This window comes from Bacillus sp. Brlt_9 (genome assembly GCF_051948935.1).
In the GTDB taxonomy this organism is placed as follows: Bacteria; Bacillota; Bacilli; order Bacillales; family Bacillaceae_G; genus Bacillus_A.
In genome coordinates, this window is sequence record NZ_JAYJLO010000001.1 from 1178034 (window position 1) to 1202188 (window position 24155).

Below are 24155 nucleotides of genomic sequence, written 5' to 3' on the forward strand. Positions count from 1 at the left end.
TTAATTACTTTTTTCAAAAGCAAGTTTGATGCCAAAACCAATTAAGACGATTCCCGTTAACCCTTGAATATAACGTTGCGTCTTCGGTTTCTTCATAAAAGCACTAATTTTATCAATTAAAAATATATAAAAAGCGAACCAAATAACTGTTAAAACGAGATAAGTAAGGCCCATTACGAGAAGTTGGATAAACGTATTATGATTTGGATTTAAAAATTGCGGTAAAAACGTTAAAAAGAAAACTGCAACTTTAGGGTTTAATAAATTCGTAAGAAACCCTTGGCGAAAGCAAGAAGTGTGTTCATCTTCATTATTCAAAGGTAAATCGCTCGTATCAACGCCTTCTTTATTTCTTACTGCTAAAAGGGCTTTAATACCAATATAAATTAAATATAGAGCTCCAACGTACTTGAAAATAGAGAATAAAAGAGCTGACTTTACAATAAGTGCGGATAGTCCGATTACTGCTGCTAACGTATGAATCAAAAGTGCAATACATGTGCCGAACACTGTTTTTACTCCGCCCAGCTTACCGGCAACTAATGTGTTTTTTGTGGCCATTGCTGTATCTGGACCGGGTAAAATAATAAGACAAATAGACATAATGATGAAAAGAAAAAAATTTTCAATCATAGTCGCTCCTCCTTTTTTATTTTTAGAATATTTGATTAAAAATAGTGTAGCACATATTTCGATTTAATAAAATTAAATTTTATTAAAAATTATTAAACAGGAAAGAGGCTATACATTCGCGTAATTACACGAATATATAGCCTCAGGTTTATCCCGAATGAACGGGCTATTGGTGAGGGGTAAACCACCACTTATGCGTTCAGTAAGTTAAAGAATCGATTTACATCTTCTTCTGAAACATCACTTAACAGCTTATATTTATAATTCGGATTTTGATCTTTATCAACGACAACAGAACGTACTCCTTCGAAGAAATCTGCATGTCTCATGAAATTTTTAGCAAGTACAAGGTCGGTAGCGAAACATTCTTCAACGGACTTATCTTTTCCATCAATAAACTGTTTTAATGTTACTTTTAATGAAACAGGGGATTTGGATAATAGTGTTTCTTTCGTTTTTAAAGCAAAGGAACTTTCGTCTTTCTCCAATGAATGGATGATTTCTTCAATTGTATCGAAAGCAAAATGAGAATTTATTTCTTCTAATGAAGGAGCAAGCTCGCTTTCTAAGTTTGGAGCAGTTGCAAATGTACGAATAATTTCTTTTAAATTAGTATGTACATCATCTTCTTTATGCCAATTTACACTTTCAAGTTCAGTAAGGAAATTTGGTAATGAATCAGATGTCATAAAGTAATCAGCAGCGTTTATAAATAATACGTCAGCAGCTTTTAAAATAGATGCTGTTAAAGCAACATATCGGCCAGCAAAACCTGGAGCTTTATTTAAGAAATAAGCAGCACCGACATCTGGGAAGAAGCCGATATTCATTTCTGGCATTGCCCATTTCGTACGCTCAGTTACAATTCGATATTTCGCACCATTCGTAATACCGACACCACCGCCCATTACAATTCCATCTAAACAAGCGATAATCGGTTTTTTATATTGATAAATATATGTATCAATTTCATACTCTTCTTCAAAGAAACGTTCCGCATGCTGTAGTGCAGCTTCATTTGAACGTGCTTCATAAAGAGTTTTAATGTCGCCACCTGCACAAAAACCTTTTGTACCAGCGCCTTTTAATACGATAAGCGCAATTCGCTCATCATGTTCCCACTCTTTCAGTTTTTGCCCAATTGGTTGCAACATGTCATAAGATAAAGAATTAAGTGCTTTTGGGCGGTTTAAAGTAATTGATGCAACTCCGTTTTCACTAACAGAAAATAAAACGTGTTCAGTCATAATTCATCCTCCCTTACATATCTTCTTATTCTTAATTCTTGATACGTACTGAAATGTCCTTTATAAAATTTGTCTAAAGTTGGCGGTACGTGTTAATTTGTACACCGCATATTTTGACGAGTTATATTTGCAGGATTTTGGAGGTTGAAAATGAATATTACAACATTACTGTAATTGTAATTATTTGAAGTTATCATAATAAACACGCTATTATATATGTGTAAACTGTGTATAATCACTTCAAAAAGAGTATTACGATGAAAGAAAAATTGCTTTTCATTAGAAATAGAGAAAGGAGAAATCGGAATGCCAGTACCTTTACTATTGTCGGTGATTATTTTGTCTTCTTTAATGATAGGAATAACTCAGTATTTTCATCATACAGATACGACAGAGGAAGTGAAGGATAAAGTACGACTTGTATTTCCGATTTTTATCATATCTATTTCTTTTTGTCTTCTATTAAATAAGGATGGGTACATTGTCGCAGTATTTTCATTTTTTGTAGCGATCGTTTTCATTACAGTTTTATATTATGTAATGAAAGACTTTATACAAAAATAAAGATGTCGCAAGAGGCATTTTTATTTTTGAATCTAATAAAATTTCACATACCGTATTTTATGTAAAAATAGAAAACATATAGCAATAGAAAAGTAAGCACTTCACCGTGTATTTACTTGTCAATCTTGCACTGCCAATATACTATTAATAATGTAGAGATTAGAAAAAGGGGTTGTATCTATCATGAAATTTGAGATGCATACAAAAATTATTTCAAATGAAAAAGAAGTAAGATTACATATAGAAGAAAATATATTTCAATTAACATTGGATGGTTATCACTTATTTACAGTTCAAGAAATATTACCTTTATATAAATCAAATGAAGAAAGAATTGGTAGTGCAATGATACAAAAGTTAGAGTGGGAGAACGGAAAAACTACAATAAACTATCAACTCGTATCACTTAAATCAGTAAATTAAAAGGAGAAAGAAAATATGAAGTTATTTCATACAGCGGATTGGCATTTAGGAAAACTTGTTCATGGCGTGTATATGACTGAAGATCAAAAGATTGTATTAGATCAGTTTGTACAAGCTGTTGAAGAAGAAAAACCAGATGCTGTAATTATTGCAGGCGATTTATACGACCGAGCAATTCCACCAACAGAAGCAGTAGACTTATTAAATGATGTGTTACAAAAAATAGTGATTGATTTACAAACACCAGTTATTGCGGTTGCAGGTAACCATGATAGTCCTGATCGTATTCACTTTGGTAGTAGTTTAATGAAGAAACAAGGTTTATTTATTGTGGGGCAATTTCAATTTCCATATGATCCAATTATATTAAATGATGAACATGGTGAGGTTCACTTCCATCTCGTTCCATATGCTGATCCAAGCATAGTTAGACATGTATTGAAAAATGAAGACGTACGTTCTCATGATGATGCGATGCGTATTTTTATGAATGAGCTTTCTGAAACGATGGATCAAGAAGCTAGACATATATTTGTAGGTCATGCATTTGTAACTTCTGCGGGAGAAGCTGAGGAGAATACAAGTGATGCAGAACGACCACTTTCAATTGGTGGTGCTGAATACGTAAATAGTCATTATTTTGATAAGTTTCATTACACAGCGCTTGGACATTTACATCAAGCGCATTTCGTACGTAATGAGACAATTCGATATTCAGGTTCGCCACTTGCATATTCTATTTCTGAAGAAAAACATAAAAAAGGATATTATATTGTAGAACTAGACGAGCAAGGTGAAGTAACAATTGAAAAAAGGTTACTTACACCACGCCGTAAAATGCGAACAGTAGAAGCAAAAATAGATGAATTATTACAACATCCAATAAGTGAAGATTACGTGTTTGTAAAATTATTAGATGAAAATCCTGTCTTGCAGCCAATGGAAAAAATACGCTCTGTATATCCAAATGCAATGCATGTTGAAAGATCTATTCAAAGACGAGAGTTCACAGAGTCAAATGAAGTAACAGTTTCAAGACATAAAACGGATGATTTATCGCTATTAAAGGCTTTTTATAAAGAAATGAAAGGCTTAGATTTATCAGAAGAGAAAGAACGTCTATTTGTAGAGGTACTACAAACAGTGCAAGAACGGGAAGGTGAACGAGGATGAGACCGATTCAGCTTATTATGACAGCATTTGGGCCATATAAACAGAAAGAAGTAATCGATTTTAACGATCTTGGAGATCATCGTATCTTCGCCATTTCTGGTAATACAGGGGCTGGAAAGACAACGATTTTTGATGCAATTTGTTATGTGTTATATGGTGAGGCAAGTGGAGAAGAACGTAGTGATACGAGCATGCTGCGCAGTCAATTTGCTGATGATAATACGTATACTAGTGTAGAACTAACCTTTCAACTAAAAGGGAAACGTTATGAAATAAAACGACAACTTGGACATAAAAAACAAGGAAACAAGACGATTACGGGACATGCAGTAGAATTATATGAAGTGATGGGTGAAGAGAAGGTTCCAGCCGTTGATCGTTTTCATGTAACGGATGTAAATAAAAAAGTGGAAGATTTAATTGGTTTAAGTAAACATCAATTTAGCCAAATTGTTATGTTACCGCAAGGGGAATTCCGAAAACTATTAACATCTGAGACAGAAAACAAAGAAGAAATTTTGCGTCGTATTTTTAAAACGAATCGTTATAAGTTAATGCGTGAATTACTTGATCAAAAACGAAAACAATGGAAAGACGTCTTACAAGAAAAACAGAAAGAGCGAGAGTTATACTTCCGTAATGTTTTTAAATTACCAATCCGAGATGGATCATTATTAGAGACATTAGTGGAACAAGAACATGTAAATACGCATCAAGTAGTAGAAGCATTAGAACAAGAAACAGATGTGTATAAGGCAGAAGTTGAGCAATTACAAGTAGAACAAGAAGTTCAAACGAAGCAATTAAAAGATGCTGAAACACGTTTTCATGCAGCGAAATCTTTAAATGAGAAATTTATAGATTTACAACAAAAGAATGAGAAATATAATACTTTACAAGAAAACCGTACAGTTATTGAAATGAAAGAAACATCTTTTAAACGTGCGGAAGAAGCGAAGCGCTTATTACCATTTGAACAATGGTACGAAGAAGCAATACAAAATGAGCAGAAGGCTGAAAGTTTGTTGAAACAAATAATCGCCAAAAAAGATAATATAACGAATAGCTTTGAACTAGCTCAGGAGAAATATGAAGCAGTAAAAAATAAAGAGCCTGAGAGAGAAAATGCAAAAAAACTTGTTCAAAGATTAGAAGAGTTACAACCGATTATTGCATCATTAGCTGAGAAACAGTTGAATTTACAAAATGCAGAACTTCAAGTAGGGAAACTCAAAGAGAGTATGCAAAACTTAGATCGACAATTAGAAGAGCATACAAATCAAAAACAGCTAATGTCTGGTGAATTACAACAGTTAGAACGAGCGCTTGAGCAATATGTAACTAAAGTGGAAGAACTAACGAATATGCGAGAAGATGCAAAAGTTTTAAAGCAAGCATATGATGTTTGGCAAGAAAAACAAAAATTCGAGCAAGAAAAAGAAGCGGCATATAATAAGATGCATTTGGCAGTAAATGCATATGAAAATATGGAACGCCGCTGGTTAAGTGAACAAGCTGGTATATTAGCTCTTCATTTACATGATGGTGAATCTTGTCCAGTATGTGGTAGTACGAACCATCCGAAAAAAGCTACAGAGCAAAGTGATGCGATCGATGAAAAAGTGTTAAATGATTTAAGAGACAAGAAAAATAGTGCTGAAAAATTATATGTTCAATTAGAGGAGAAATGGAATTTCTATCATCTTCAATATGAACGGGTAATAGAAGAGGTTAAGAAGCGAGGCTATCGCTCGGAAGAATTAGCTGAAACATATAGTGCGCTTGTTCAAAAGGGAAAACAATTAGCAACTGAAGTGAATACGTTAAAAACAAGCGAAGAAACGCGTAAGCAAACTGCTGTGTATATAAAAAGCGTAGAAGAAAAAGTAGATGTACTTCAGAAACAAAAGCGTGAGGTAGAAACAGAGCAGCACCGTATAGAAATAGAGTGTATGCAGCTTCGTACGTCATATGAACATGATAAGAAAAATATTCCTGAAAACTTACAAACAGTCCAAGCTTGGAAAGTACAGTTTGACCAAGCTATGCAGGAACTCAAGTTAATGGAGGAAGAATGGAAGAAAGTGCAGGAAGCGTATCAACATTGGCAAAATGAAAATATACGTATTCAAGCAGAACAGGAAGGTGCTTCTACTCAATTTGAAAGTGCAAAATTGAAGAAAGAAGAGACTTTTACGCGCTTTATGAAAGAGCTTGAACAGAGCGGATTTTCAGATCAAATTACGTATAAAGAGGCTAAATTAAGTAATGCCCAGATGGATATGTTACAAAAAGAAATTCAAAGTTATTATTCATCTCTTGAAGTGCTTGCAAAACAAATTGAAGAGTTACATGTTGAATTAAAAGATAAAGAGTATATGGATATTACTGCATTAGGTGAACATATAAAAGATTTAGAAATTAATCTTGATATCATTAAAGAAAAACGCCAACGTGCGCAAACTGCGGTAACATATATTTCTGATTTACATGAAAATATTAGACGAATTGATGAACAAATTCATGAGGAAGAAAAAGCTTTCCAAGAACTTGTTGATTTATATGAAGTAATGAAAGGTGATAACGAAAGCCGTATATCATTTGAACGTTACATCTTAATAGAGTATTTAGAACAAATTGTTCAAATTGCAAACGAACGATTACGTAAATTATCAAATGGACAATTTTATTTAAAACGAAGCGAACGAGTTGAAAAGAGAAATCGTCAAAGTGGATTAGGCTTAGATGTATACGACGCATACACTGGCCAAACACGTGATGTAAAAACATTATCTGGCGGTGAGAAATTTAACGCATCGCTTTGCTTAGCGCTCGGAATGGCAGACGTCATTCAAGCGTATGAAGGCGGTATTTCCATCGAAACGATGTTTATCGACGAAGGATTCGGTTCATTAGATGAGGAGTCATTAACAAAAGCGGTTGACGCCTTAATTGACTTACAAAAATCAGGCCGATTTATCGGTGTCATCTCACACGTTCAAGAGCTGAAAAACGCAATGCCAGCTGTATTAGAAGTAACGAAGCAGAAGGATGGGTGTAGTCAGACGAGGTTTGTGGTGAAGTAAGTTCAATTATAATTCATTCTCAAAGTATTGTTTGCAATTTTTCTAGTATAGAACTTATAGAACACAAATGCCATTTCTTTATAGAGGTGGCATTTATTTGTTATTCAGAATTAGACAATTTACCCACAAGTTATCTGGAGAAGGCGGTGTATTTTCCGAGCGATTATAAGTTTTAAAGGCGAAATTGCCGATATAACACCATCTACTAAAAATAGAGCGATTCACTGACTACCATGATATGACTGACATATGTTTCACTTGCTTCTTCAACTTCTTCTTGTAATATTGTTGGCATTTGAACTTCTCCTAAACAACATTTATTTTGTAGATAGTATATACAAATGCCTAAAATATGTTAAAATCACTGGATAGTGTTTTGAGGAAGTATATAGTTAGATGTGAATTATTTGAAAAATCTTCATTATAAATTTATGCTAACTTCACATAGAGCACATATTAACATTGTATTATGTATATGTACCAAATAAATAAAGTGAATTGTATTTCGTTCTGTTTTCAAAAATTTAAAATTCTATTATTTTTATATAAAGGTTTCACATCAGAGTTTTAAATATTTTGGAAATAGATCAAAATAAGAGAAATTCATATAAAAGGGGAATGTCTTATGACAACATATACGAGTGAGATGAGAAAAAGTTTAGTTTCAGAAGAAGATGTAGATATTTTAAAAATTATGGCGCACCCAATCCGCTTACAAATTGTAAATGAATTAAGTACGAGAAAAACTTGTAATGTAACACAATTAACAGAATTACTAAATATTCCACAATCGACTGTTTCACAACATTTATCAAAAATGAAAGGTAAAGTGTTACGAGCTGAGCGAAGAGGATTAGAAATTTATTATCACATTAATAATTTAAAGGCGAGTAAGATTGTAAGTGTTTTAGGATATATAAACTAATGAAGTATTTTCATATAAAATAGCCGCTGCTGATGAGCAGGGGCTATTTTGTGTTGTTTTATCCCGCGTTAACGGACAGTAAAACTCCCACCTCAAAATTCAGTTGGAGCAAAGAAGTTAGGTGGGAGTCGGGCTGTCCGTAAACGTCCGATTGGTTCAACTAATAATCAGTGGGGGATGAACAAAACCCCCACTGATTAAAGTTTCACTTTATGTATTCGCATTTAAAATTTTATAGTTTTTATGATTTACAATTGTTCGATCGAATTCAAAAGTACCACCGCTTACATTTGTAATTTCAACTAAGACCGATTCAGTATAAAGTTTTAGTACAGCTCCTGTAATCTTTAAATTATTTCGTTGAAAAAGTATAGTATCCCCTACGTTTGCTTTCATAGTACCTCCTCATTAAAAACAGAAATATTTTTTTATTATATATATTAAACCACGGATAGATATATTAGTGAATATTTAGTTTTATTTATCAAAAAAAATTTGTAGTTTTATAAAAAATAAAGTACATCGTAGTGTGAAAAAGTTTTTCTATTTTAATTGGAAAATTAAAATCTTGCAATCTAGCAATTGTATAACATAAGACATAATTTTTATAAAAAAAGATGATAAAACAGCAGTAAGTCGTATTGATGCAAAACATTATAATAGCTACTTACGTATTTAATAATTGTTTTTTTGTATTTCGTCCTTCGTTTTCTGTAACTGATTCCATGTTTTTGACGCTCTATCTTGTAAGTGCTTACATAACCGGAAACATCTTATACAATGAAGGTGTTAAATCAAAAGAGGTGGTCAATATGAACATAAAAAAAGTAAATTTAGCGAACAGCATTGAAATAGAAAGAGGAGGCGGAAAGGTATGAAAAAATCAAATGTTAATCCATGGCTTGTTGTTCTCGGTACAGTCATAGTTCAAATGGGACTTGGAACGATATATACATGGAGTTTATTTAATCAGCCTTTAGTTAGTAAATACGGTTGGAGTCTTAACGCGGTTGCTATAACTTTCTCAATTACGAGTCTTTCCTTAGCATTTTCAACTTTATTTGCGAGTAAATTGCAAGAAAAATGGGGACTTCGTAAGCTTATTATGATAGCTGGGTTAGCATTAGGACTAGGATTAGTACTTAGTTCACAAGCTTCTTCGTTAATATTGCTTTATGTACTAGCAGGAGTTGTTGTAGGTTATGCAGATGGTACAGCATATATTACTTCATTATCCAATTTAATAAAGTGGTTTCCAGAGCGTAAAGGTTTAATAGCTGGTATTTCTGTCTCTGCGTATGGTTCGGGTAGCTTAATCTTTAAATATGTTAACGCACAGTTGATTGAAACAGTTGGTGTATCACAAGCATTTATATACTGGGGTTTAATTGTTACAGCTATGATTGTCCTTGGAGCTTGTTTAATCCATCAAGCTGCTGATCAAGGTGCAGTTCATGAAACAAAAACACATGAATATACAACGAAAGAAATGTTACGTACAAAACAAGTATACTTATTATTTATTATGTTATTTACATCATGTATGAGTGGTTTATACTTAATTGGTATGGTAAAAGACATTGGTGTTCAACTTGTAGGTCTTAGCGCAGCAACAGCAGCTAATGCGGTTGCTATGGTTGCCATCTTCAATACATTAGGTCGTATCATTCTAGGACCGTTATCAGATAAAATCGGCCGTTTAAAAATCGTTACTGGTACTTTTGTTGTTATGGCGAGTTCAGTCTTAGTTTTAAGTTTCGTAGATTTAAATTATGGTATCTACTTCGTATGTGTAGCAAGTGTAGCGTTTTGCTTTGGTGGAAATATCACTATTTTCCCAGCTATCGTTGGTGATTTCTTCGGTATGAAAAACCATAGTAAGAACTACGGTATTGTGTATCAAGGATTTGGATTTGGAGCACTTGCAGGTTCCTTTATCGGTGCACTTCTAGGTGGATTCAAGCCGACATTCATGGTAATCGGTGTTTTATGTGTCGTATCATTTATTATCGCGATTGTAATTCAAGCACCTAAGCAGACAAAAGAACAGGAAGAAGAGTATCGCAGCGTAGCATAAGGGTATAAATTTTCTATTACACTATGATTACAAAAAAGCATCCTGCTAAATAGGGTGCTTTTTTTGAGTTATTTTAAATAGGTAATATAATCTTTGGAATTTTTTGAGACAAAAAAATGAGTGAAATATCTATTTGGATTATATTGGAATATTAAAAATGATACATTATATTCGAACTATTTATTAAATCTTAAATTATAAACACGACATACATCATTAATTGCAAGATATATTTTTCCGGTATTTTCAGAAAAATGTTGAGAAAATATATACTTAAATTTTTGGTAAGCCTTTATAAATGAATGCATCTACACTTAATCTTCTTCAATTTTAAAAAGACGAGTATGAATTAAATTTTTAATGTAAGTACTTAGTAATGCTTTTAGATGTGATTGTTTGGAGAAGCACTAAAATATTTTATCTGAAAAATAAAAATAGGTTGACAAGTTTATTGAGAAAGATTATCATTTCGTTGTAACAATATTAAATGAAAAACATTATCAATAAATAATAATTTGATGAAAAGTACACTTGACCAATTAGTTTAGTAAGTGTATTATTTTTTACATCGATAATGATAATCATTATCATTATTTGTTTAATTAGATTAATTTTCAAATGAAAGGATAGAGGAAATGAACTTAGGGGAATTTGATGGGAAAACGGTTTTGGTTACAGGTGCAGCCCAAGGTATAGGCAGTGTTGTTGCCAAAATGTTTTTAGAAAGAGGAGCTACAGTTATTGCGGTTGATCAAAATGAAGAGGGGTTAAACGAGCTCTTAAATGAAACACGTATGAAAACGTTTCGTTTAGATGTGAGCGATAGTACCACAGTTGAACAGATGGTAAATGATATTGAAAATGATATAGCGCCAATAGATATATTAGTAAATGTTGCTGGGGTTTTACGTATGGGAGCGATTCACTCTTTAAGTGATGAAGATTGGAATAAAACATTCTCTGTAAATTCTACAGGCGTTTTCTATATGTCCCGAGCAGTAAGTAAACGTATGATGCAAAGAAATTCAGGGGCAATAGTTACAGTTGGTTCAAATGCAGCAAATACCCCGAGAATCGAGATGGCTGCGTATGCTGCATCAAAAGCTGCAACGACGATGTTTATGAAATGTTTAGGATTAGAACTTGCAGCGTATAACATTCGCTGTAACTTAGTTTCTCCGGGTTCTACTGAAACTGAAATGCAAAGGTTACTATGGGCTGATGAGAATGGAGCAAAAAATATAATTGCTGGTTCTCAAAGTACATATAGACTCGGTATACCGTTACAAAAAATTGCACAGCCTTCAGAAGTTGCTGAAGCGGTATTGTTTTTAGCTTCAGATAAAGCGAGCCATATTACAATGCATAATTTATGTGTCGATGGCGGAGCTACATTAGGCGTTTAATAAAAAATTCAGGGGGTCACTATACTATGAATGAATTTACGGCTGTAAAGGAACTGTCAGAAAAATTACTAGAAGAATATAAGACTGAATCTTCATTCTTTTTCGCTTCACCAACACGAACAATATTGACAGAAGGAGAGTTTACTACAGTAAAGCATCGTGAAATTGAAAGTTTTCCAGAACTAGTACAGGCGTTATTACGTAATGCAAAACAAGCTGGAAATCCGAATCCTATCGTTGTTGGTGCCTTGCCATTTGATCGTAGAAAAGAAGTTCAACTTATCATACCAGAAGATAGCAGAATTTCTGAGCGTTTACAATTGGAAACAACAAATCAGTTTGAAACAAACGAGAACTTAACTTTTGAAATGACGCCTGTACCAGATCCTGGAGTGTATATGAATGGTGTGAAGCAAGGAATTCAAAAAATACAAGACGGTGATTTTAAAAAAATCGTTCTATCTAGATCGTTAGATGTAAAATCTTCCGAAAAGATTGATAAGCAAAAACTTCTTCGAGAATTAGCAGAGCATAATAAGCACGGTTATACATTTGCTGTGAATTTACCGAAAGAGGAAAACGAGGATAGTAAGACATTAATTGGAGCAAGCCCTGAATTACTCGTTTCACGTAATGGTATGCAAGTTACTTCTAATCCATTAGCGGGTTCAAGACCACGTAGTGATGATCCAGTGGAAGATAAAAGAAGGGCAGAGGAATTACTTTCTTCTCCAAAAGATTTACATGAACATGCGGTAGTAGTGGAAGCGGTTGCCTCAGCACTTCGTCCGTACTGTCATACATTACATGTTCCAGAAAAGCCATCCGTTATTCATAGTGAAGCGATGTGGCATTTATCTACTGAAGTGAAAGGGGAACTAAAGGATCCAAATACTACTTCTTTAGAATTAGCAATTGCTCTTCATCCTACGCCAGCAGTTTGCGGAACGCCGATGGAAGAAGCGAGAGAGGCGATTCAAAAAATTGAGCCATTTGACCGTGAATTCTTTACAGGAATGCTAGGGTGGAGCGATTTAAATGGGGACGGTGAATGGATTGTTACAATTCGCTGTGCGGAAGTGCAAGAAAATACACTTCGATTATTTGCAGGAGCGGGAGTTGTAGCTGAGTCAAAACCAGAAGATGAGTTAGCAGAAACTTCAGCTAAATTCCAAACGATGCTGAAAGCTTTAGGTTTGAATGATAACTCATTGAATGAAGAATAGGGGGAGAAAGAATGATAACAGGTTATACGGGATGGCCAAAAGAATTTGCCGATCACTATCGAGAGGAAGAATGTTGGCTAGGTGAAACATTTGGCGAAGTGTTAAGGGAGCGTGCTGAAAAATATGGAGATCAAATTGCGGTTGTAAGTGGTAATGCACATATAACATATAGTGAGCTTGATAAAAAAGTAGATCGCTTAGCTTCAGGATTACTGAATTTAGGATTAAAACAAGAGGATCGAGTTGTAATCCAGCTACCTAACGTTATCGAGTTTTTCGAAGTATGTTTTGCGCTATTTCGAATTGGGGCACTTCCTGTTTTTGCACTACCTTCACATCGAAGCAGTGAAATTAGTTATTTTTGTGAGTTTGGTGAGGCGAGTGCTTACGTTATTTCAGATAAGGCTCTCGGCTTTGATTATCGAAAACTAGCAAGAGAAGTGAAAGAGAATGTGCCAACTTTACAACATGTAATTGTAGCGGGAGAAGAAGAAGAGTTTCTTAACATAAATGATCTGTATATGGATCCCGTTTTATTACCAGACGTTCAGCCAAGTGATGTTGCGTTTCTCCAATTATCAGGAGGGACAACAGGACTTTCTAAATTAATTCCTAGAACGCATGATGATTATATTTACAGTTTACGTGTTAGTGCTGAAATTTGTAATTTGAATAGGGATAGCGTCTATATGGCAGTCCTTCCAGTAGCACATAATTACCCGATGAGCTCTCCTGGGACATTTGGAACTTTTTATGCGGGTGGAAAAGTTGTGCTCGCAACTGGAGGTAGTCCAGATGAGGCATTTGCACTTATTGAAAAAGAAAAAGTTACGATTACTGCTCTCGTACCGCCATTAGCAATGATATGGCTTGATGCTGCATCTTCTCGTAATAATGATTTATCGAGCCTAGAGGTGATTCAAGTAGGTGGTGCGAAATTTAGCGCTGAGGTTGCGAAACGTATACGCCCTACATTTGGTTGTATATTACAGCAAGTGTTCGGTATGGCAGAAGGGTTAGTAAATTACACAAGATTAAATGATCCTGAAGAAATCATTATTCATACGCAAGGTAGACCGATGTCTACATTTGATGAAGTAAGGGTCGTTGATGAAAATGATAACGATGTAAAACCTGGAGAAGTAGGTAGTTTATTAACACGAGGGCCCTATACAATTCGTGGTTATTATAAAGCAGCAGAGCATAATGCTAGATCATTTACAAAGGATGGATTTTATCGTACAGGAGATCTTGTAAAAGTAAATGAACAAGGTTATATCATAGTAGAAGGAAGAGATAAAGATCAAATTAACCGTGGTGGTGAGAAAGTTGCTGCGGAAGAAGTTGAAAACCATCTATTAGCACATGATGCAGTACATGATGCAGCAATTGTATCTATGCCTGATGATTATTTAGGAGAACGGACTTGTGCATTTGTAATAGCACGCGGACAAGCTCCAGCAGTAAGTGAATTGAAAATGTTTTTAAGAGAACGCGGTATAGCAGCATATAAGATTCCAGATCGAATTGAATTTATTGATTCATTCCCGCAAACAGGTGTTGGAAAAGTAAGCAAAAAAGAATTACGTAAAGTCATTGCTAAAAAACTTATTACGGTAAAACGATAAAAATATAAAAATTGGAAGGAAGTGATTAGATGGCTATCCCATCTATTTCAGTATATAAAATGCCAGTTGAATCCGAACTACCAAAAAATAAAGTGAACTGGACGCCAGATCCAAAACGTGCGGTTCTTTTAATCCATGACATGCAAGAATATTTTCTTGATGCATATAGCGATAAAGAATCACCAAAAGTAGAACTCATTTCAAATATTAAGGTAATAAGAGAAAAATGTAAGGAACTTGGTATACCAGTTGTTTATACAGCACAGCCAGGTGGACAAACACTAGAACAACGCGGATTATTACAAGACTTCTGGGGTGATGGTATTCCTGCTGGACCAGATAAAAAGAAAATTGTTGATGAACTTACTCCTGATGAGAATGATATATTCTTAACAAAATGGAGATATAGTGCATTTAAAAAGACAAATCTATTAGATATTTTAAATGAACAAGGAAGAGATCAACTCATTATTTGCGGTATTTATGCGCATATTGGCTGCCTTTTAACAGCTTGTGAAGCGTTTATGGATGGTATAGAACCGTTCTTTGTAGCAGATGCAGTTGCTGATTTTTCATTAGAGCATCATAAACAAGCGTTAGAGTATGCATCTAATAGATGTGCAGTAACGACATCAACCAACTTACTGTTAAAAGATTTAAAAAATGTAAAAGGCGATAAGAGTGAAGGGATCACTTTACAGGAAGTACATGAACTAGTTGCTCAATTACTTCGTGAACCAGTAGAAAGTGTTGAGACTGATGAAGATTTATTAAATAGAGGACTTGATTCGGTCAGAATTATGAGTTTAGTGGAGAAGTGGCGTCGCGAAGGGAAAGAAATCACTTTTGCGGATTTAGCAGAGAACCCAACCATTGTTGAGTGGTACCGCTTATTATCTCCGCAAACAGAACATGTACTTTAATATAGACTACATAATAAAGGGGTAGTAAAGAATGCCTAATAGCCAAAAGGTTCGCCATTCGTTATCATCTGCGCAAACTGGTATGTGGTTTGCACAGCAATTAGATCCGCTGAATCCGATTTATAATACTGGGGAGTATGTTGAAATAAGCGGAAATATTAATCAAGAAATTTTCGAGTTAGCAGTACGTAATGCTGTAACAGAAGCAGAAGCGCTTCATGTTCGCTTCGAAGAGGATGAAATTGGACCATGGCAAGTTATTGAAGAATTACAGTTTCATATGCATTTTATTGACGTTCGTAAAGAAGAAAATCCTGAAAAAGCTGCTAAAGTATGGATGAAAAATGATTTATCTATGCCAGTCGATTTGAAAAAAGATAATTTATTTACTGAAGCACTTATTCAAGTTGAAAATAATCGTTTCTTTTGGTATCAGCGCATCCATCACATCATGATGGATGGCTATGGATTTTCACTTCTTAGCCAAAAGGTAGCGAATGAGTATACATCACTTATAGAAGAAACAAACAAGAATGAAAAGCCATTTGGTTCTCTTGCAAAAGTTGCGCAAGAAGATATGGAGTATCGTGAGTCTAAACAATTTCAGGAAGATCGTACTTTTTGGTTAGAAAAATTTGCAGATGAACCGGAAGTTGTAAGCTTAGCAGAACGAGCGCCGCGAACATCAAATGGATTTTTACGAGAAACAGCTTATTTATCCAGTTCTAGCACGAAAACTTTACTAGAAGATATCAATATTTCACTAACAAGTTGGCCAGAATTTATTGTCGCTGTAACAAGTATTTATATGCATAAGTTAACAGGTGCAAACGATATTGTTTTAGGCTTACCGATGATGGGGCGTCTCGGTTCTGCATCTATTTATACACCGAGTATGGTAATGAATTTAGTACCACTTCGTCTCACTGTAACTCCAAATATAACTGTTGCGGAATTATTACAGCAAGTTTCTAAAGAAATTCGAGACATACGTCGTCATCATAAATACCGTCATGAGGAATTAAGAAGAGACTTAAAGTTACTAGGTGAAAACCAAAGATTATTTGGGCCGTTAGTGAATGTGATGCCTTTTGATTATGGACTTAATTTTGCTGGGAATCGTGGTATTACACATAATTTATCAGCAGGACCTGTCGATGATTTATCGATAAATGTATATAAACGTTTCGATGAAAATGAATTAATGATTCATTTTGATGCGAACCCAGAAGTATATAATGGCGCGGAGCTAGCATTGCATAAAGAAAGATTTATGAATGTATTAGAATTAGTGATAAATGATTATGAAAAAGATGCGTCGATTGGAAGCATAAACATTACTCTTCCTGAAGAAAATCAAAAAGTTTTATTCGAATGGAATGAAACTAAAGAAGCTGAAGAGTTAATTTCTCTACCTATATTATTTGAAAAACAAGTACAAAAAAATCCAAATAAAATAGCAGTTACTTGTAACGGAATAAAACTTACGTATAGAGAGTTAAATGAACGAGCGAATGAACTAGCACACTATTTAGTAGAAGAAGGAATAGGGCCAAATCAGTTTGTAGCTTTAGTATTTCCAAGATCAACGGAAATGGTAGTTAGTATGCTAGCAGTTTTAAAGGCTGGTGCAGCGTATTTACCGATAGATCCTGAATATCCAGCTGAGCGAATCAATTATATTGTAAATGATGCAAAACCAGTGTGTATCATCACACATTCATCTACATTAGTTATAGAAAATGGTATGAAAAAAATTGAATTAGATCGTGAAGAAACAGAACAAGCGTTAAAAGCATATTCTCATATGAATCTACCATTTAGAAATGATGAATCACTTTTAAACCCAGCTTATACAATTTACACTTCAGGCTCAACCGGCAATCCAAAAGGTGTAATTGTTCCTATGAAAGCTTTAAGTAATTTTTTATTGGCTATGGACGATATGTTTTCACTAAATGAAAACGATCATTTATTAGCAGTTACTACATTTGCGTTTGATATTTCAGCTCTCGAAATTTATTTACCTCTTATTAGTGGAGCAAGTTTAACAATCGCACAAAAAGAAGTAATTCAAGAACCTTCTGCGTTAACGGCATTGTTACAAGAAGAAAGAGTGACAATTATGCAAGCTACACCGACGCTTTGGCAGGCGTTAGTAACGGAATATCCAGAGAAGCTACAAGGACTAAATGTACTCGTAGGTGGTGAAGCACTTCCAGCCCATTTAGCAAAAACATTAAAAGAATTAGGTTGTACTATTACAAACTTATATGGACCAACTGAAACGACGATTTGGTCTACTGTCATGAACATCGATGAAAGAGAAAGTGTTATGCCTCCTGTCGGGAAACCGATTTGGAGTACAGCTGTATATGTATTAGACGCAGGATTACAACCAGTACCACCTGGAGTAATTGGTGAACTATATATTGCAGGAGAAGGGCTTGCAAGCGGATATTTAGGAAAAACAGAGTTAACGGCTGAACGGTTTGTTGCAAATCCTTATGGAGAGCAAGGGGAGCGCATGTACCGTACTGGTGATCTTGTAAAATGGCGCAATGATGGTGTGCTAGAATATGTGAGCCGTGCAGATCATCAAATTAAAATTCGTGGTTTCCGAATTGAATTAGCTGAAATTGAAACGGTATTACAACGCCATGAAATTATTAAGCAAGCAGTAGTAATGGTACGAGAAGACCGCCCAAATGATAAACGAATCATTGCGTATATCGTTGCCAAAGAGAAGGAAATGATTAATCTTTCCGAAATTCGTTCTTTTGTTTCAGAAAGTTTAGCAAATTATATGGTACCATCAGCGTTTGTATTGTTAGAAGAATTACCATTAACACCAAATGGAAAAGTTGATAGAAAGAAATTACCAGCTCCTGATTTTAATGAAATGAATAAGGAGAGAGTTGCTAGAAATCCGAAAGAAGAAATATTATGTGATTTATTTGCAGAAGTACTTGGTGTTTCTCGTATTAGCATTGATGATAATTTCTTTGAAATGGGAGGCCATTCGCTTCTTGCATCTCGTTTAATGGCAAGAATTCGTGAAACGTTAAGTGTCGAATTAGGAATTGGAAAACTATTCGAATCGCCAACTGTTGCTGAACTAGCGAAGCAACTGGATGGAGCAAAAAGTGCAAGACCAGCTATTCAGAAAGTAAATAGACCAAGTGAAGTTCCACTTTCATTTGCACAGCGTAGGTTATGGTTCTTAAATTGTCTAGAAGGTCCAAGCCCTACTTATAATATTCCATTAGTCATTCGTTTGTCTGGAAAGTTGAACGAGGAAGCATTGCAAGGTGCTTTTTATGATGTAGTCGAGAAACATGAAACACTAAGAACAATTTTCCCTAACGTATTAGGTAGTTCCTATCAGAAAATTTTAGATATAGAAAATTTAAATCTAGAAATGATTAAAACAAAAACATGTAAAGAGGAATTAGAAAATGTGCTTGCAGAGGCGGTAAGATATAGCTTTAGCCTCGATGTTGAACCAGCAGTTCGTTTGCAACTATTTACAGTAAATGAAAACGAACATGTATTGCTAATTCTACTGCACCATATTGTAGGGGATGGCTGGTCATTACAACCGTTAACGAGAGATTTTACAACGGCATATAAAGCACGATGTCAAGGTGAAAGAGCACAGCTGGAAACACTTCCAGTGCAATACGCAGATTATGCACTTTGGCAACAGCAATTGTTAGGTGATGAAACTACAGAAAAGAGTCTCATTTCAACACAATTGGAGTTTTGGAAGAAAGAGCTAAAAGGACTACCAGATCAATTGGAGTTACCTACAGATTACCAGCGTCCAATTGAAACGAGTTACCAAGGAGAAACAATTCATTTTCAAATAGATGCGGGTATGCATAGTAGGTTAGTAGAGCTTGCACGGAAAAACGGAGTTAGTTTGTTTATGGTGTTGCAAGCGGGACTTAGTGCGCTATTTACAAGATTAGGTGCAGGTACTGACATACCAATAGGAAGTCCGATTGCTGGAAGGAACGATGATGCTCTCACTGATATAGTCGGTTTATTTGTAAATACATTAGTGTTACGTACAAGTACATCAGGAGATCCAAGTTTTAAAGAATTATTGAATAGAGTGAAGCAAGTAAATCTTGCAGCTTATGAAAATCAAGATGTCCCATTTGAACGTCTCGTTGAATTGTTAAACCCAGTACGTACTCGAAATAGTCATCCGCTGTTTCAAGTTATGTTAGCTTTCCAAAATACGCCAGAAGCAACTTTTGATGCTCCTGATATAGAAGCGAGCCTTGAAATTCAAAGCGTTGGCTCTGCAAAATTTGATTTAACATTTGAAATTAGCGAGAGTAACGGCGTTGATGGTACTCCAAAAGGTTTACACGGATTATTAGAGTTTAGTACTGATTTATATAAACGTGAAACGGTGCAAAAATTAATAGAACGATACATTTTGTTATTAGATGATGCAGCAGAGAATCCTAATCAATCAATTGGTAGATTAGAAATTTTAACGTTAGCAGAGAAAAATACAGTGTTAGAAAAGTGGAATGGTGGTTTTCAAATTGTACCAGAAATGACATTATCACAATTATTTGAAAAGCAGACTCATATAAATCCAAATGCTATTGCTGTCGTCTTTGAAGATGAAAAGTTAACTTATGAAGAGTTAAATGAAAAAGCGAATAAAATAGCTCGTTTGTTAATTGCAAACGGAATCGGTCCTGATCAACTCGTTGCTTTAGCAATGCCGAGCTCTTTAAATATGGTTGTAAGTTTACTTGCAGTTCTTAAAGCAGGAGCAGGTTATCTTCCATTAGATCCAGATTACCCGTCTGATCGTATTTCATTTATGCTTCAAGATGCGAAACCATCATGTGTTTTAACAAATTCAGATGTGGAAATTGAATGTGATGAGGAACTGAAAATTTTAGTTGATGATGAAAAAGTAATAAAAGAAATTGAGAAATATAGTGAGGACAATATTGATGAAATGGAGCGTGTGAAGCCACTAACTCCTTCACATATTGCATACGTTATTTATACGTCAGGCTCAACAGGTAGACCGAAAGGTGTTATGATACCTCATCAAAACGTAGTAAGACTTTTAGGAGCAACTGATCATTGGTTCCAGTTTGACGCGAACGATGTGTGGACGATGTTCCATTCATATGCTTTTGATTTCTCGGTTTGGGAAATTTGGGGACCTTTATTATATGGAGGGCGTCTAGTCGTAGTACCACATACTGTAAGTCGTTCGCCAAAAGAATTTTTACAACTTCTAGTTAAGGAAAAGGTTACTGTATTAAACCAAACTCCATCAGCGTTCTATCAATTGATGCAAGCGGATCGTGAAAATGAAGAGATTGGTCAAACATTATCTTTACGATATGTTGTTTTTGGAGGAGAAGCACTTGAACTAAGTAGATTAGAAGATTGGTATAGTCGACATCCTCATAACGCACCGAAGCTGATTAATATGTACGGTATTACAGAGACGACAGTACATGTTAGTTATATTGAGTTAGATGAGAATATTGTTTCTTTACGCGCGAATAGTTTAATTGGTTGCAGTATACCAGACCTTAAAGTATACGTATTAGACAACTACTTACAACCAGTACCACCTGGAGTAGTTGGAGAAATGTACGTTGCAGGAGCTGGGCTTGCTCGTGGCTATTTAGGAAGGGCGGGCTTAACTGCAGAACGCTTTATCGCAGATCCATTTGGTAAGCCAGGTACAAGAATGTATCGTACAGGAGACTTAGCGCGTTGGCGTAAAGATGGGACGCTAGATTATATAGGGCGTGCAGATCACCAAATAAAAATTCGTGGATTCCGAATTGAATTAGGTGAAATAGAAGCGGTCATAATGAAACACCCTAAAGTCGAGCAAGTAGCCGTTATTGTACGGGAAGATCAACCAGGGGATAAACGGTTAGTTTCTTATATCGTCGCATCTAATCATGAAACAATCGATACGAATGAAATGCGTCAATATGCTGGAGGTAGTTTACCAGATTACATGGTTCCGTATGCTTTTGTAGTAGTACATGAGTTACCTTTAACTCCAAACGGTAAATTAGATAGAAAGGCATTGCCAGCTCCAGAATTTATCGCATCATCTTCTAGTCGTGGACCAAGAACACCGCAAGAAGAAATGTTATGTGACTTATTTACAGAGATTTTAAGTGTATCTCAAATTGGAATTGATGACAGATTCTTTGATCTTGGTGGTCATTCACTTCTTGCGGTGCAGCTTATGAGCCGAATTAAAGAAGCGCTTGGTGTGGAATTAAATATTGGAACTTTATTTGCAGCACCTACTGTTGCTGGGCTTGCGGAAAGACTTGAAATGGGAAATGGTCAAAGTGCACTTGATGTGTTGCTTCCATTACGAGCAAGCGGAGACCAATTACCACTATTTTGTGTGCACCCAGCAGGTGGATTAAGTTGGTGCTATGCCGGACTTATGAAATCTTTAGGAACAGATTATCCAATCTACGGTGTACAAGCACGTGGTATCGCTAAAAATGAAGAACTTCCAAAAAGTTTAGAGGAGATGGCGGTGGATTATTTAAAACATGTTCGTGAAGTACAGCCTCACGGACCATATCGTTTACTCGGTTGGTCGCTTGGGGGAAATGTTGTGCATGCAATGGCGGCGCAACTGCAAAATGAAGGGGAAGAAGTAGAATTACTCGTTATGCTAGATTCTTACCCTGGTCACTTCTTACCGAATACGGAAGCACCTACTGAAGAAGAAGCGTTAATCGCATTACTTGCTTTAGGGGGATATGATCCAGATAACATGGATGGTAAACCACTTACGATGGAAAGTGCGGTTGAAATACTTCGTAAAGATGGAAGTGCATTAGCAAGTCTTGAAGAAGAGACGATTTTAAATTTGAAAGAAACATATGTGAATTCAGTTGGATTGTTAGGGAGATATGTACCGAAAGTTTATAACGGAGATATATTATTCTTTAGATCTACTGTTATACCAGACTGGTTTGATCCTATTTCGCCAAATACGTGGCTAAATTATTTAGACGGGGAAATAGTGCAACACGATATTGATTGTAGACATAAAGATTTATGTCAACCAGGGCCACTTACAGAAATTGGACAAGTATTAGCGAAATATTTGCAGAATAAGAAAGGGGTAAGTACAGTATGACGAATCCATTTGAAAATGATAATTACACATATAAAGTATTAAAAAATGAGGAGGGCCAGTATTCTCTCTGGCCTGTCTTTCTTGATGTACCTATTGGTTGGAATGTCGTACATGAAGAAGCTAGCAGGAACGATTGCTTACAATATGTTGAAAAAAACTGGACAGATTTGAATCCAAAAAGTAATCAAGTTGGCGAAAAAATATTAGTAGGAAAACGATAATGAAGGCAAAAATAAATCCGAAAGTAGTTGTAAGCATCGTATATATAACAGCGATGTTTATGGCTGCGATGGATGCAACGATTGTGAATGTAGCACTCCAAACGATAAGTAAAGAACTACAAGTGCCTCCATCTGCAATGGGGACAGTTAATGTTGGGTATTTAGTTAGCTTAGCTGTTTTCCTTCCGATTTCTGGTTGGTTAGGAGATCGCTTCGGTACGAAAAGAGTATTTCTAACCGCTCTTTTCGTATTTACAACTGCGTCTGCATTATGTGGAATAGCGAACGATATTACTTCATTGAATATTTTTCGTATCATGCAAGGTGCTGGTGGGGGACTTTTAACACCAGTCGGGATGGCGATGTTATTCCGAACATTTTCACCAGAGGAAAGACCGAAAATTTCTCGGTTTATTGTGTTACCAATTGCTGTCGCACCGGCAGTTGGACCAATTATTGGCGGTTTCTTTGTAGATCAAATGTCTTGGCGCTGGGCGTTTTATATTAATTTACCGTTTGGAATCGTAGCGTTACTATTCGGTCTACTATTTTTAAAAGAGCATATTGAAAAATCAGCTGGTCGCTTTGATTCTCTCGGTTTTATTCTTTCAGCACCAGGATTCGCGATGCTTATCTATGCACTTAGTCAAGGGCCGTCAAAAGGCTGGGGTTCTCCAGAGATTATAAGTACTGGAATAGCTGGGATTGTATTCATTATATTGTTTATCATTGTAGAACTTAGAGTAAAGCAACCGATGTTAGATTTACGCTTATTAAAAGAGCCAGTCTTTAGAAAAATGAGCCTTATTTCATTGTTTTCATCCGCTGGTTTGCTAGGAATGTTATTTGTTTTTCCGCTTATGTATCAAAATGTAATAGGAGTTTCAGCATTGGAATCAGGTCTTACGACATTCCCAGAGGCGATTGGATTAATAATATCTTCACAGATTATACCATGGTCATATAAGAAATTAGGAGCTCGTAAAGTAATTTCTATTGGCTTAATTTGTACGGCGATTATCTTCGTTTTATTAAGTTTTGTAAATCACGATACGAATCCATGGCAAATACGGGCATTATTGTTTGGCATAGGTATTTTCTTAGGTCAGTCTGTTGGAGCAGTCCAATTTTCTGCATTTAACAATATTACGCCACCTTCTATGGGGAGGGCGACGACTATATTTAATGTGCAAAATCGATTAGGTTCAGCGATAGGAGTTGCTGTTTTAGCTAGCATATTATCTGGGTTTGGAAGTAATGAAATACAGAAAAATACACAGTCAGATTTCTTACCATATCAAGCTGCATTAATTGGATCAGCAATGTTTTTACTCGCAGCATTACTATTTTCTTTACGTATTTCTGATAAAGAGGTAATGTCAAAGAAGAAAGAAAAAATGTTATCCGTATCAAAAAAACAGAAAGCACTTGTCAATGAATAAC

16 protein-coding genes and 1 pseudogene are annotated in these 24155 nt (G+C 35.3%); 13 read left to right on the forward strand and 4 right to left on the reverse strand.

All coding sequences use genetic code 11. The annotated features are described in order from the left end of the window. Both VF726_RS06010 and VF726_RS06015 read right to left on the reverse strand, forming a co-directional pair. Positions 1-633 (reverse strand): LysE family translocator, encoded by a 633-nt coding sequence (locus VF726_RS06010; protein WP_440166623.1) that lies wholly within the window; start codon positions 631-633, stop codon positions 1-3. A 191-nt stretch (positions 634-824) separates the two neighbouring features. Beyond that, complete coding sequence (locus VF726_RS06015; protein WP_440166625.1) at positions 825-1880, reverse strand: enoyl-CoA hydratase/isomerase family protein; 1056 nt, start codon at positions 1878-1880, stop codon at positions 825-827. A 306-nt stretch (positions 1881-2186) separates the two neighbouring features. Here VF726_RS06015 and VF726_RS06020 point away from each other — a divergent pair, with 306 nt between their 5' ends. The 4 genes from VF726_RS06020 to VF726_RS06035 all read left to right on the forward strand — a co-directional run bounded on the left by VF726_RS06020 (position 2187) and on the right by VF726_RS06035 (position 7126). Further along, a complete protein-coding gene (locus VF726_RS06020) occupies positions 2187-2444 on the forward strand; it encodes a hypothetical protein (RefSeq protein WP_440166627.1) in 258 nt (85 codons plus the stop codon). A 183-nt stretch (positions 2445-2627) separates the two neighbouring features. Further along, positions 2628-2867: a DUF2584 family protein gene (locus VF726_RS06025; protein ID WP_000667351.1), complete on the forward strand. Its 240-nt coding sequence runs from the start codon at positions 2628-2630 to the stop codon at positions 2865-2867. A gap of 15 nt (positions 2868-2882) precedes the next feature. Next, on the forward strand, positions 2883-4040 hold the full coding sequence (locus VF726_RS06030; RefSeq protein WP_440166629.1) for an exonuclease SbcCD subunit D: 1158 nt from the start codon (positions 2883-2885) through the stop codon (positions 4038-4040). Then, positions 4037-7126: an AAA family ATPase gene (locus VF726_RS06035; protein ID WP_440166631.1), complete on the forward strand. Its 3090-nt coding sequence runs from the start codon at positions 4037-4039 to the stop codon at positions 7124-7126. Before VF726_RS06030 ends, VF726_RS06035 begins: the two co-directional genes overlap by 4 nt. A 93-nt stretch (positions 7127-7219) precedes the next feature. On the opposite strand, the pseudogene VF726_RS06040 reads toward VF726_RS06035, so the two are convergent. Next, a pseudogene (locus tag VF726_RS06040) lies at positions 7220-7421 on the reverse strand (hypothetical protein). Positions 7422-7751: 330 nt separating this feature from the next. Here VF726_RS06040 and VF726_RS06045 point away from each other — a divergent pair. Continuing rightward, positions 7752-8051: an ArsR/SmtB family transcription factor gene (locus VF726_RS06045; protein WP_000214798.1), complete on the forward strand. Its 300-nt coding sequence runs from the start codon at positions 7752-7754 to the stop codon at positions 8049-8051. Between the two features lie 210 nt (positions 8052-8261). Here the strand turns inward: VF726_RS06045 and VF726_RS06050 are convergent, their stop codons facing one another. Then, entirely contained in the window at positions 8262-8447 is a 186-nt protein-coding gene (locus VF726_RS06050) for a YkvS family protein (RefSeq protein ID WP_440166634.1), read from the reverse strand. A 478-nt stretch (positions 8448-8925) separates the two neighbouring features. Between VF726_RS06050 and VF726_RS06055 the strand changes: the two genes are divergently transcribed. From VF726_RS06055 to VF726_RS06090, 8 genes are all read left to right on the forward strand, one after another. Beyond that, a complete protein-coding gene (locus VF726_RS06055) occupies positions 8926-10128 on the forward strand; it encodes an L-lactate MFS transporter (protein ID WP_440166636.1) in 1203 nt (400 codons plus the stop codon). A gap of 635 nt (positions 10129-10763) precedes the next feature. Then, positions 10764-11534 (forward strand): 2,3-dihydro-2,3-dihydroxybenzoate dehydrogenase, encoded by a 771-nt coding sequence (dhbA, locus tag VF726_RS06060; protein WP_440166638.1) that lies wholly within the window; start codon positions 10764-10766, stop codon positions 11532-11534. A gap of 26 nt (positions 11535-11560) precedes the next feature. Continuing rightward, positions 11561-12760 (forward strand): isochorismate synthase DhbC, encoded by a 1200-nt coding sequence (gene dhbC / locus VF726_RS06065; RefSeq protein WP_440166640.1) that lies wholly within the window; start codon positions 11561-11563, stop codon positions 12758-12760. Between the two features lie 11 nt (positions 12761-12771). Then, positions 12772-14388 (forward strand): (2,3-dihydroxybenzoyl)adenylate synthase, encoded by a 1617-nt coding sequence (locus tag VF726_RS06070; protein WP_440166642.1) that lies wholly within the window; start codon positions 12772-12774, stop codon positions 14386-14388. A 29-nt stretch (positions 14389-14417) separates the two neighbouring features. Further along, entirely contained in the window at positions 14418-15311 is an 894-nt protein-coding gene (locus VF726_RS06075; protein ID WP_440166644.1) for an isochorismatase family protein, read from the forward strand. Positions 15312-15342: 31 nt separating this feature from the next. Continuing rightward, on the forward strand, positions 15343-22491 hold the full coding sequence (locus VF726_RS06080; protein ID WP_440166646.1) for an amino acid adenylation domain-containing protein: 7149 nt from the start codon (positions 15343-15345) through the stop codon (positions 22489-22491). After that, entirely contained in the window at positions 22488-22712 is a 225-nt protein-coding gene (locus VF726_RS06085; RefSeq protein WP_440166648.1) for an MbtH family protein, read from the forward strand. Before VF726_RS06080 ends, VF726_RS06085 begins: the two co-directional genes overlap by 4 nt. After that, positions 22712-24154 (forward strand): MDR family MFS transporter, encoded by a 1443-nt coding sequence (locus tag VF726_RS06090; RefSeq protein WP_440166650.1) that lies wholly within the window; start codon positions 22712-22714, stop codon positions 24152-24154. The genes VF726_RS06085 and VF726_RS06090 overlap by 1 nt, the downstream gene beginning before the upstream one ends. The last annotated feature ends 1 nt before the right edge of the window (position 24155 follow it).